This window comes from Aliikangiella maris (assembly GCF_040719265.1).
GTDB classification, from domain to species: Bacteria; Pseudomonadota; Gammaproteobacteria; order Enterobacterales; family Kangiellaceae; genus Aliikangiella; species Aliikangiella maris.
Map to the genome: position 1 here is coordinate 46,429 of NZ_JBFDAH010000024.1, position 11,949 is coordinate 58,377.

Genomic DNA, 11,949 nt, shown 5'->3' on the forward strand with positions numbered 1-11,949 from the left:
ACTGTTATAGAAAAAGCGCTGCATTTTCTTGTTTACGCTGATCCAATGTCTTAGCAATCGCAGATACTGTTATTTTACTGATCCCTTGCTGCCGTGCAAGATGAGTAAACTGGCCGATGGCTTCTGCAACTTCTTCAATGACTTGCCTTGCATCATTCCAATTCGCAAAGCCAGCACTAGTAGCAAGTTTTTGCATCACCTTAAGCGGTGGCGCTTTGCCATAACCTCCGAACGCAGTGGCGTGTTCGTTGAATGGATGTGGGCTGTAAGTAACATCGTAAAAAGGGGCGGGATCCCATTGACCGTCATCCGCTTGCAAAAACGCCCAGTTTTTACTGTGGTCGTCTTGATTAGACGACAGCAGGTTAAAAACGGCACGGCGAAATTGCAGTTGTCCAGCAGCGGGGGATTTACACAACTGACGGCTGGCTTTGATCAAGTCAATATAATCTAAACTTGGCGTTCGAAAGTCTGCATCCAGCAGCCCGCAAGCGCTGTGCATATGCAATCGGCCTGAACTCAGTTGACTGCCTGAGTCGGCCTGTTCAGTGATATAATCAAAACGCTTAAGCGCTAACCAGGCAGATGCACCGCTTGAAGATGGTGCTTCAATGAGTTGCCAGACTGGTGGTTGACACTTGGCAAGCTCGGCCATTTGTAAATAAACCGCCTCACACAAACCTTCTTCATGGCCGAGCGCTAGATTCTTCGAGGTAAATTTAATCAGCCACGCTTTATCGCCAGGCTTTGCAAAGGTTCGACAAAGCTGGGCTTCCCCAGCAGGCATATAAATCTGCGCCTTGGGCCTTGCCCCACCCGAACTACCACCCGTGACTAATGCAGCCAACACCTGTTGCGTATGACCATCTAACTCATCGTGGTTGTCGTCCATATAATCTGACATTGAAGTATCAAACAGCGTTTGTGCTTCTAAGCCCAAAGTTGCTAAATCAATATCCGCATGCGTCGTGGCTGAAAACTCAGACACCGGAGAAAAAGACAGCGCACCCATTCCTTTATCACCAACAAAGGCTAACCTATCCATCGCTGTTAATTGATTAGGCAGGATGCCCTGTTGCCGGAAAATACGATCTTGTAACAACATGCCCCAGCCATCGGGCAAACAATCTCCAAATACGCCATGTATACCTTGGTGCGGTGCTTTAGGTGCGGCTTGAACTTGCGCATTCGCTTGCAAGGTAAACGGTGATAAATTGCCAAACTGCTGCAAATAGTCGTCAGCATACTGAAAAAAAACGCCTTGCCGATTCTGCGCCAAGACTCCAACAGATATCTGTTCACCTGAGCTTAACGTACGAGTTACGGCGAGTTTTTGAATGGGTTTAAAACTCATCTTTTAGCACCTCATCAATACTCATGGGTATAGCAGCGCGTTCTTTACTAGGTTGCGTGAGCTGATAAAGCCTATCTAGCGAATCAAGGGTCTGCCATAGCAACAGCAATTGGCGAAATGAAATTTGCCCCGTCAACTCAAACTTCTTAATGGTGGCCGCAGGTACGCAGCTTCGCTCAGCAAGCGCCGCTCGTGACAGCTTTGCCTGCTTGCGTAACTCACGTAAATAAGCCGCATAGGCTTGGCTTACATCGGTATCATCAAGTAAGGTAAAATTCATCCGCAAAGACCAAGTGGATACAGTTATATCCATTATAGCGAAATAAATCAGAAAGTGGACACTATAATATCCATCAGTGCGTAGGGTGTTGAAATAATTACTCGATAAAGCCCTTCAAAACTGCTATGTTTTATCTCTAACAGCAGCATAAAAACGGCACTGTTTTTCCGTAGTCATAGCCAAGAAGCACCACTAAGATTTAGTAAAAGCCAGAGGCAAGTGGTGGGCAGTTTGGTGGGCAAACAAGCATTTTTGAACGGTTTCTTTTCGATAACTCATTGAGTTTGTTAGGGTCTAGGCCGCTACTCAATGAGCAGATCCAGAATATTGAGTAACTTCAATGATGGCTTGTTGTTATTGGTAGAAAAAAGCGGTTTGATAGGCTTCATCAAAAATGGTGAAAGTTTATAGCATGATGATAGGTTTAATAAAATTTAAGTTTCTTAAGCAAATTATTAAGTCGTCTGTTACATCGAAACTTAATCATAACGAACGATTATTGTGTAGATAGTGGTTGTATGAACAATAAACAGTAAGTTTTCAAATCGGAGTGGGCAGGAGTTGTTTTGTTGCCTACTCTTATTTGACGCAGTTAGATTTGACTTGATTGATCACATAAAACCAATGTGAATTATTTTTGTGTTACACAGTGTGGTGAAAGAACATTCAACTAGAGACTTCTTTGAATGAAAAACATAAAAATATTTTACTTTTTTCGGATAGGTTTAATTCATTCTTCTGTTGTTTTCTTTTCGTTTTTTAATGCGCGACGGTATTTAAATACGAATAAAATCATCTTTCACTTTGAATTTTTTGATTTTATTTCAAAATTTAAATTTTAATCATGATGGCTGAAAGAATTGATTTTTCCGCATGAAAAATGGGCTAATTAACTTGGATATTCAAAAATAAAATAATATCTTAAAAATAATTTTAATGTACCAATAAGACAAATTGATTGTGGTTATAATGCTATTTTTTGAATATAGGTAAAAATTTTTACTTGGAATGGAGTTTTTAGACATTGAAAAAAGTTGCATTAGTTACCGGCGCAGCTACCGGAATAGGTTCTGAAGTTGCGCGACAATTAAGTGAAGATTGGAATCTGGCATTACATACAAGAAAGAATGAACAATCACTCAGTAAAACAGCAGAACTCTGCCAGACTTTTGGTGCAGATACTTTATTAACTTACAGAGATTTTTCTCAGCTTGATCAGGTTGATGAATCATGCAAAAAATTGATTGATGAAGTGGTATTAAAATTTGATCGAATAGATGCTTTAGTGATCAATGCCGGTTATGCAAAAATATTTGATATTAACAGCTTTTGTACGCAAGATTTATTAACTGCATATAGTACGATTACCGGTCAATTTTTAGCGTTAATTAAACATGCAATGCCTTACTTAAAAAAGAGTCGTGATGCTCGAATTATTTTTGTTTCTTCTTTTACAACTAAAAAAGCTAACAATCAATGTGGAAACTTTACCTTAACCGCTGCCGCTAAATCGGCTGCGCAATCTTTAATTAGTTCATTGGCGTTGGAACATATTAAAAATAACATTACGATTAATGCTGTACTGCCGGGATTTATTCAAAAAGATGAAGCAGCAAAGTCAGCGATGACTCATGAACAATGGGCCGAAATTATTGAAGAAATTCCTGCTAAGCGATTAGGATTGCCGCTAGATGTCGCTAGAGTGGTCAAGTTTTTAATTGATGAAAAATCGAGCTATATAACTGGACAGCTTATTTCGGTTGATGGCGGGATTTCTTTGTAATTAACAGAGTCATTCTTTGATGCACTATGACCAAATTGCAATTGATATTTTTGCCATTTGGCATCTGTTTTTGCATAAATGTTAAATATATCCGGGTAGCTGTCATTCCACCATTTTGTTATTACACCGTTCGACAGTGCAATTTAACATCACTGTGTTGTCAAGCTACCTTGAAGTGATGTTCTATTCTTATTATCTTCTGCTTGTTATATCTAAAGCCTTATTCTATTTAAAATAAGGTCATCATTTGTGGTTTGTTGGGTGCGTGATATTTATCGAGGTATTGAGTCGAGGGTTCTTTGATCTCATAAAGCTGATAAGTTACTGCTAAAATAGAACTAGTCTTTGTTGGTAACTGTGTCATTTTAACGACAAATATTGCCTTAGATTCGGGGCTATCATATAGTTATTAAACTGATTTGAACAAATTGAATATGGTCCGATATTTTGACTTGTAATCGGCTTGCAATGGCAAATATGCGGATAAAAATGATAATTTTAATTAGATGTTTGGACTAAATAGCTGAATTTCCCGAAGGATGCGATATTTTAGGGTAATGATAATTTCAGGTCGTGATAATTTCGGGTAATATAGTGTTTCCTGTCTGAGTACTGATCGTCTGTCGTACTTTCAGTCTGGTGAATTAATGCCGAAAGTATATTGCTAATTAACTGGTATATTGTTTTGCATAAGAATACTGAATTTGGCAATGTTTTTGATTTAACTATTTTTGATTGATTTAGGTAATGAGTGCATGAGTAATATTGATTTGGCAAAAGGGAATCTCTATGTTGTTTCTGCGCCCTCTGGTGCAGGTAAAACCAGCTTACTCAAAGCCTTAATATCTCAGCTGAATACAGTTGAAACCTCGGTATCTCATACAACCCGTGCCAAACGAGTTGGTGAAAAAGAGGGAGTCGATTATTATTTTGTCAATGTCGATGAATTTACTCAATTAATCGGCGATGGTGCTTTTTTAGAACATGCCGAAGTTTTTGATAATTTTTATGGTACCAGTAAAGCCTCTATTGAAAAGCAGCTGGATAATGGTATTGACGTTATTTTAGAAATAGACTGGCAAGGTGCCAGACAAATCAGACAACAATTACCACAAAGTCGCTCCATCTTCATTCTACCACCCTCAAAATCTGCCTTAAGGCAACGCCTTGAAGGGAGAGGGCAGGACGATGCTAAAGTCATTGAAAATCGAATGCTAGCGGCTAAAAACGAAATGTCACACTTTAATGAATATGACTACCTGGTAATCAATGATGATTTTTCAACTGCAGTTGATGAACTGAAAGCCATTATTATTGCTGAAAGACAAAAAATTGAGCGACAGCAAAAAAAATACGCCTATTTGTTGAGCAATCTTTTGGACTAGTTGGAATTTTAAGGTAAACTATGCGCCCTTTCGCTCAGGGCATTGTAAATAGAGCGAATTTTAGGCATGAGTTAAATTTTTTTAATGTATATTATGCGGGAGTAACCAATGGCACGAGTTACTGTAGAAGATGCAGTTGATACAATCGGTAATCGATTCGATTTAATTATGGTCGCTTCAAAGCGGGCACGCCAGTTAGCAACTGGTGGTAAAGATCCTATGGTTGATTGGGATAATGATAAGCCAACAGTCGTCGCATTACGCGAAATCGAAGAAAAACTGGTAAATGCTGATAATGTTGACCGATTAGGCGCGTCTCAATCTGATGACTCAAGTGATATTGTCACGGAGTAATAGGCGTAATTGTTGACTAAGTCTGTATTATTTGAGTCTGTTTGGGGGGATTGAGTGTATCTTTTTATTGGACTTAAAGAGCAGTTACAAACTTATCTAGATCCCTCTCAAGTTCAAGAAGTCGAGAAGTCATATATTTTTGCCCGTGATGCTCATGCCGGGCAGCTTCGCTCTTCTGGCGATCCTTATATTACCCATCCTGTTGCCGTGGCAAAAATTCTAGCCAGTCTGCATCTTGATTACCAAACTATCATGGCTGCTTTGATGCATGATGTTATTGAAGACTGCGAAGTTAGCCGCGAAACCTTAGTGGAAAAATTTGGTGAGCGGGTAGCCGGGTTAGTTGAAGGCGTCAGTAAGCTGACGCAAATTAAATTCCGTTCACGTGAGGAAGCTCAGGCAGAAAACTTTCGCAAAATGATGATGGCGATGGTTGAAGATTTGCGAGTTGTCCTTATCAAACTAGCCGATCGTTTACATAATATGCGCACACTTGGCTCGTTGCGCCCCGATAAGCAACGCCGTATTGCCAAAGAAACAATCGAGATTTATGCACCCATTGCGAATCGCTTGGGTATGTATGCAATTCGTTCTGAACTCGAAGAGCTTGGTTTTGCTGCCAAGTACCCAATGCGCTGTCGGGTGATTCGAGACTCGGTAAAAAAGGCCAGAGGCAATCGCAAAGAAATTGTCAGTAGTATATGTAATAATATTCAAAGTCGTTTAGATGCTGAATATATTGACGCTGAAGTCATTGGTCGAGAGAAGTCTCCGTTTAGTATTTACCAAAAAATGCTTGATAAGGTTGGTAAAAAAGCGCAAGTATTTGACGATATTATGGATGTCTATGGTTTTCGAGTAACAACGGATACCGAAGATAACTGTTATCGAATTTTAGGCCAGTTACATAACTTGTATCGACCTGTTCCGGGACGATTTAAAGACTACATTGCTATTCCCAAAACTAACGGTTATCAATCGTTACATACCACATTAAAAGGTCCGCATGGATTGCATATTGAAGTACAGATCAGAACCACTACCATGGACCAAATGGCTGAAAATGGGGTTGCTGCTCATTGGCTTTATAAAAGTGGAAATGACATTAATCGAGCTGAAATACGAGCGCGCGAATGGATGCGTAATTTGTTAGAGTTACAAAAGAATACGCGAGATTCACTGGAATTTATCGAAAGTGTTAAAGTCGATCTGTTTCCCGATGAAGTTTATATTTTTACTCCGAACGGCAATATTATTGAATTGCCCAAGGGGGCGACACCAGTCGATTTTGCTTATGCAATTCATACCGATGTTGGTAACAGTTGTATCGCCAGTAAGGTTGATGGAAAAATTTCTGCGCTATCTACCGAGCTGACCAATGGGCGTACCGTTGAGATTATTACCGCGCCTGGTGCTAAACCGAACCCCGGTTGGTTGAGCTTTGTTACTACCAGTAAAGCGCGCACCAATATTCGTCACTTTATTAAAAACCTACGCCGTGATGATGCGATCAATCTCGGTCGTCGTTTGTTAGAAAAAGCGCTGGGTGGAGTGACATTAGATAGTATTGATAAAGCGATTATTGATCGAGTTATAAAAGAAACGCGCAGAGAAAATTTTGAAGAGATTTTAGCTGAAATTGGTCTTGGACAAACTGCAAGTGTCATTATTGCACATCGCTTAGATCCCAAAGTTGACACTGGTGGTGAAAAACATAGTACTCAAGATCGCCCGCTTGCCATAAAAGGAACCGAGGGCATGATGATTGAATACGCGAAGTGTTGTCATCCCATTCCCGGCGATCCAATTGTTGGAACGATCAGCACCAGCGGCGGGTTTATTTTGCATCGGCAAGATTGTAATAATGTTGCTAATCATCGTGATCAACTCGATAAATATGTTCCCGTTCAGTGGGAGAAAGATGTTGAAGGTGAGTTTCGGGTTGAATTGCGCGTTGGCGTATTAAACCAGCATGGGGTATTAGCCAAAGTAACCAGTTTGATTGCTGATGAGGGGGTTAATATCGCTAATATCGAAATTGATGCACATGATGGCGCAACCAATTTGCTTTGTTTCTTGATTGATGTTAAAAACCGTTTGCACTTAGCCAACATAATTCGAAAAATACGCTTATATGACTTTGTTATAAAAGTGTCACGTCATCGATAAAACAGATTATTATTTTTCATTCATAATTCAAATTTAATACAGGATATTTAAAATGACACGCGAAGTGATAAATACACCTAATGCGCCAGCTGCCATTGGCACTTATTCGCAAGCCGTTAAAGTAGGAACAACTGTTTATCTGTCAGGACAAATTCCGTTAGATCCACAAACGATGGAATTTGTTAGTGAAGAAATTACGGTGCAGGTTCATCAGGTTTTTAAAAATCTAAATGCAGTTATTGAAGCGGCTGGTGGTAATTTTAGTCAAATTACAAAACTCAATATCTTTTTAACAGATTTAAAGAACTTTCCTATTGTTAATGAAGTCATGGCCGAGTATTTTCAACAACCTTATCCCGCTCGTGCGGCTATCGGTGTTAAAGAATTGCCTAAAGGTGCGCAGGTTGAAATGGACTGTATTTTAGAGCTTGAAGCTTAATTTTTGTGTAATAGAAAAGTGTGTGAATGACAGATAGAAATCAAAAAATTATCGAATTGTTGATTCGCCGTCAGGATGATTTAACCGTGTTTATGGACGAAGTCCATAAGCCTCATAATCTGGCTGCAATCGTCAGAACCTGTGATGCGGTGGGAATTGGTGATGTCCATGCGGTTTATCCTCAAGGAATGTTACGTGAGTGTCATGGTACTGCCCAGGGGAGTAACCGCTGGGTAGATACACATGTTCATGGGGACTTACAACAAGGTATCGCACCATTAAAAGCGCGTGGTATGCAGGTTTTAGCCGCACACTTTTCTGATAAAGCGGTAGATTTTCGAGAAATCGATTATACACTGCCGACCGTTTTATTGGTTGGTTCAGAAAAATTTGGCGTCAGTGACAAGGCTGCTCAAATTGCAGATGAGCATGTCATCATTCCAATGTTAGGCATGGTACAGTCACTCAATGTCTCGGTTGCTTCAGCTATCATTTTATATGAAGCGCAAAGGCAAAGAGCGCTTAAAGGATGTTATGAAAAACAGCAGATTTCTCAAGAAAAATTTGACCGACTGCGGTTTGAATGGTTGCATCCTCACGTAAAGACATTTTGTATAAAGCACCAGATTAGATATCCTCAACTTAATGAAGAGGGCGAAATTTGTGATGAACAATGGCACCAATTAAGAAAGTCGATCAGTTAATACTTTCCTTTGTAACAAGTGATAATTTACCTATCGTTGATTTACGCCCAGATTCTGAGTATCAAAAAGGGCATATTAAATCTTCCAGCCACTTCCCGCTTGAAAATTTAATTGAGCGAGTATTTCAGCTACCTGCTAATAGTGTTGGTTTAAAATTAGTGGGAAATGAGCATGAGCTTGAAATTGGCAAGTCAATACTCGTTGAACGGGGCTATCATATTGAGTCTGTCTTAAATTGGCGTAATGATTACCTGTCAATTCTTGAGCGAAATAATCTATTATCTGAGGGGGCTACGTCAGAACGTTTATGGCAACCTTCGCCTGCGGTTGAGCATTTTTTATCATTGATCAAGTCGTCCGATCCCGCCATTCGGGCACTATTTGATGACCTGAACGCATCAAAATGCGCCCTTGATATTGCGTGTGGAGCTGGGCGAGATGCGGTTTATCTGGCAATGCAAGGCTGGCAGGTTAGTGCAGTGGATTATTTGCCACAAATGCTGGAAAAATTATCTGCGCTTTCCCAGTTTCATCAGGTTAGCATTAATTCTTTTTTACTGGACTTGGAAAAAACAGCAGATGCGTTAAATAAAATACCCGGATTATTTGATTTAGTATTAGTTGTCAGGTATTTACATCGCCCTTTGCTTAATGCAATTAAACAGAAAATTAAACCCGGTGGATTTATCGTGTATCATACTTTTATGCAAGGAAGTGAAAAGATAGGTAGACCTAAAAATCCTCGCTTTCTTTTGAAAAAAGGAGAATTGGCGAGTCAATTTAGTGATTTTCACATCATTAGCGATGAGATTATCAATTTACCAGATGGACGACCAACTAATTTTTTTATCGCAAAAAATAAATAATATGGGTTTTTACTGACAGAATATAAAATAAAGAATAATCATAATTACAATAATAAATTTACTAGCAGGGGGAAGTCGCTATTAAAACTTATAGCGCCTAGTCGAAGGAAAACTTAAATTGATTCGTAGAAAAAAGTATAAAACCGTTCTTTTTGCTGATATCAGCGGAAGTTCTGCGCTTTATAAAACAAAAGATAATCTGGAAGCAAAACGAATTGTTGATTCTCTGCTTGATGTGTTGATTAATGTTGTCGAAGAAAACAAGGGTAAATTGATAAAAACCATTGGCGATGAAATCATGGCCAGCTTCGATAATGCTGACAATGCGTTAATCGCGTCGGTTGTTATGCAGCAAAATAATCGCTTTATTACTCAATCCGAATTGAAATTAAGTATTGGTATCGGATTTGGTGAAATAATTATGGATGATGGGGATATTTTTGGTGAAGCAGTAAACGATGCTGCTCATTTAACAAAACTTGCAAAGGGTGGGCAAATATTATTGGTGGATAGTGTAATGCACCAGTTAAGTGATGAATTTCATGGAATGACACGTGAATTTGACCACATAAAAATGAAAGGCGCACAAGAAAGTTCTGTTATTTATCGGGTTTATTGGCAAGAAGGTGAAGCAGAAGAGCGCGAAACTCAATTAATGTCCTCTCAAGTTATCGATAATGTATTAAGATCATATAGTATTCAAATAAAATACCAATCACATACCCAGCGGCTGACGGCTGCACAAACGCCATTTATGATAGGCCGAGATGCTGCCAGTTGTGATTTATTGGTTGAAGGATCTCAGGTTTCAAGAGAACATTGTGAAATTAATTTTAGCCGAGGAAAGTTTGTTTTAATTGATCATTCTACTAATGGCTGCTATTTATCGGTATTAGGGAAAGACGAGTTTTATATTCGACGAGAAGAGTATCCATTAATTGGACATACTTGTTTATCGCTTGGGATCCCTGGGGCACAGGCTGAAAATGATGTTATTGAGCTGTTCTACTAAAATTTGTATAGAGATTTATCGATCATGAGGCGTATTGCCTTTTGGTCTCCGAAAGGTGGTGTTGGTAAAACTACACTAGCGCTCAATTTTGCTGCCGCTGTGTATTATTCAGGTAAATCGGTATTAGTTTGTGATTTAGATCCTCAGCAATCGGCGGTAGATGTTTTTAACGAAAAACGCTTGCCTTTTTCAGTGGTACCGAATCAACCGCAAGTTATTCCTAATGTCGATTTCCTTCTATTTGACTACGCGCCAAGCATCAAAGATATTCCAACTGTTGAAACAATTATTTTACCCATGAGGGCGAGTATTCTCGATTTAAAAGCCGTTAATCGTTCTCATCGATTAGTAAGAGAAAAGCGGGTTATACGTTGCATTAATGCAGTGGATACTCGACGGCATGATGAACGGGTAATGGCAATGAAGTTATATTCGGAAGGTGCTCACTTAATTAAAGATCGTTCTATTTATGTTAGAAGTCTTGCCTTAGGCGAGACTGTTTTCCAGCAGAATATGTATGGTTCGAGAGATGCGCAAAATGAATTTAAACGCCTTTTAGCTCGTGTAGAAGCCGGAAATGACTAACTGATGTATTGTTTTAGATTAATGACGCTTTGCAAATAGCAAATAAAAGCAGCTTCATCTAAATGCTAAATCTGACGGGTGCTAAATTGTGCTTGAAATTCTAAGCAAATCGATACGTACTTTGAAAAAGATTACGCAATGGTTGGTTACAAATAAAAAGATGTGGAGATAAAAGCATAGATAGTTTAGGGGTAATGGTCTTGTCGCTTGCTTTTATCGAACATTATTCAATAAAAAAGGAGCCTTTGGCTCCCTTTTTAAAGATTGAAAACTGAATTAGTCTTCTTTTTTAGCAACTGGCTTCTTTTTACGCTTAATTGGTTTTTTAGGTTTAGAAGCTGCTGAAACCAGTTTTGCTTCTAATTTAGCCATTGCTTTAGCTTGTTTTGCTTCAAGACGAGCAATTGCCGCAGCATCTTTTTTCGCTTGAGCTACTAATTTGCTTTCAACTGATTTCATTGAAGCTGCCAGTTTTGCTGCATTCTTAGCTTCTAGAGTTGCTGCTTTAACAGCTGCTTTTTGCTCTTTTACTTTAGCTGCAGCAGCAGTTTTTGCTTCCATTGCCTTTTTAACAGCCGCTTTAGCCGCAGCAGTTTTCTTCTTTTTAGCCACTTCTTTTTTAGCGGCTAAGGTTTTTGTTGCTGCATTCGCTTTAGAAACTAAAGACTTTAATGTGCCATCTGCTTTTTTTGCGGCAGCTACTGCTTTATCGGCTGCAGTCTGTGCAGTAGAAATAGCCTTTGATAAAACTGAGTTAGCTTTTGCTGAAGCTGCTTTTTTGGGGGCAGCTTTTTTGGGTGCTGATTTTTTGTTGAGTCTTTTCGCATTGTTTTTAACCATGATAAATCTCCACTAGTTTTTGAATGTAAGAATCTCCAAAACGAAGTGTATAGTCAAGAGTCAAAAAATTCAAAAAAAATTTTTAAAAAAGCTCAAAAAAATGCAAAAAAAACCTAAATAAATGTAAAACTGATCAAGATTAAGTGTTGAATTCCCGTTTTCGGTAAATTTTTACCAA

General features: G+C 39.0%; 12 protein-coding genes. 9 read left to right on the plus strand and 3 right to left on the minus strand.

Features of this window, described 5'->3' with window-relative positions:
• Window positions 1–4: 4 nt before the first annotated feature.
• Together ABVT42_RS17755 and ABVT42_RS17760 are read right to left on the minus strand one after the other, a co-directional pair.
• Complete coding sequence (locus ABVT42_RS17755) at window positions 5–1,354, minus strand: type II toxin-antitoxin system HipA family toxin (RefSeq protein ID WP_353897273.1); 1,350 nt, start codon at window positions 1,352–1,354, stop codon at window positions 5–7.
• Window positions 1,344–1,667 (minus strand): helix-turn-helix domain-containing protein, encoded by a 324-nt coding sequence (locus ABVT42_RS17760; RefSeq protein WP_465251065.1) that lies wholly within the window; start codon window positions 1,665–1,667, stop codon window positions 1,344–1,346. The genes ABVT42_RS17755 and ABVT42_RS17760 overlap by 11 nt, the downstream gene beginning before the upstream one ends.
• Before the next feature lie 991 nt (window positions 1,668–2,658).
• Between ABVT42_RS17760 and ABVT42_RS17765 the strand changes: the two genes are divergently transcribed.
• From ABVT42_RS17765 to ABVT42_RS17805, 9 genes are all read left to right on the plus strand, one after another.
• Window positions 2,659–3,417, plus strand: coding sequence for an SDR family NAD(P)-dependent oxidoreductase (locus ABVT42_RS17765; RefSeq protein WP_353897274.1), 759 nt, complete (start codon window positions 2,659–2,661; stop codon window positions 3,415–3,417).
• 755 nt (window positions 3,418–4,172) lie between these two features.
• Window positions 4,173–4,802 (plus strand): guanylate kinase, encoded by a 630-nt coding sequence (gmk, locus tag ABVT42_RS17770; RefSeq protein WP_353897275.1) that lies wholly within the window; start codon window positions 4,173–4,175, stop codon window positions 4,800–4,802.
• A gap of 108 nt (window positions 4,803–4,910) precedes the next feature.
• Window positions 4,911–5,156 (plus strand): DNA-directed RNA polymerase subunit omega, encoded by a 246-nt coding sequence (gene rpoZ, locus ABVT42_RS17775; RefSeq protein ID WP_353897276.1) that lies wholly within the window; start codon window positions 4,911–4,913, stop codon window positions 5,154–5,156.
• 54 nt (window positions 5,157–5,210) lie between these two features.
• Window positions 5,211–7,325 (plus strand): bifunctional GTP diphosphokinase/guanosine-3',5'-bis pyrophosphate 3'-pyrophosphohydrolase, encoded by a 2,115-nt coding sequence (spoT, locus tag ABVT42_RS17780; protein ID WP_353897277.1) that lies wholly within the window; start codon window positions 5,211–5,213, stop codon window positions 7,323–7,325.
• 52 nt (window positions 7,326–7,377) lie between these two features.
• Window positions 7,378–7,764: a RidA family protein gene (locus ABVT42_RS17785; RefSeq protein ID WP_353897278.1), complete on the plus strand. Its 387-nt coding sequence runs from the start codon at window positions 7,378–7,380 to the stop codon at window positions 7,762–7,764.
• A gap of 26 nt (window positions 7,765–7,790) precedes the next feature.
• Window positions 7,791–8,468, plus strand: a complete 678-nt coding sequence (trmH, locus tag ABVT42_RS17790; protein ID WP_353897279.1) for a tRNA (guanosine(18)-2'-O)-methyltransferase TrmH — start codon at window positions 7,791–7,793, stop codon at window positions 8,466–8,468.
• Window positions 8,438–9,334, plus strand: coding sequence for a methyltransferase domain-containing protein (locus ABVT42_RS17795; RefSeq protein ID WP_353897280.1), 897 nt, complete (start codon window positions 8,438–8,440; stop codon window positions 9,332–9,334). The genes trmH and ABVT42_RS17795 overlap by 31 nt, the downstream gene beginning before the upstream one ends.
• A 118-nt stretch (window positions 9,335–9,452) precedes the next feature.
• Window positions 9,453–10,346, plus strand: a complete 894-nt coding sequence (locus tag ABVT42_RS17800) for an adenylate/guanylate cyclase domain-containing protein (protein WP_353897281.1) — start codon at window positions 9,453–9,455, stop codon at window positions 10,344–10,346.
• 24 nt (window positions 10,347–10,370) lie between these two features.
• Window positions 10,371–10,931 (plus strand): nucleotide-binding protein, encoded by a 561-nt coding sequence (locus tag ABVT42_RS17805; protein WP_353897282.1) that lies wholly within the window; start codon window positions 10,371–10,373, stop codon window positions 10,929–10,931.
• 276 nt (window positions 10,932–11,207) lie between these two features.
• Here ABVT42_RS17805 and ABVT42_RS17810 read toward each other — a convergent pair whose 3' ends face one another.
• On the minus strand, window positions 11,208–11,771 hold the full coding sequence (locus tag ABVT42_RS17810; RefSeq protein ID WP_353897283.1) for a hypothetical protein: 564 nt from the start codon (window positions 11,769–11,771) through the stop codon (window positions 11,208–11,210).
• Between the last annotated feature and the right edge of the window lie 178 nt (window positions 11,772–11,949).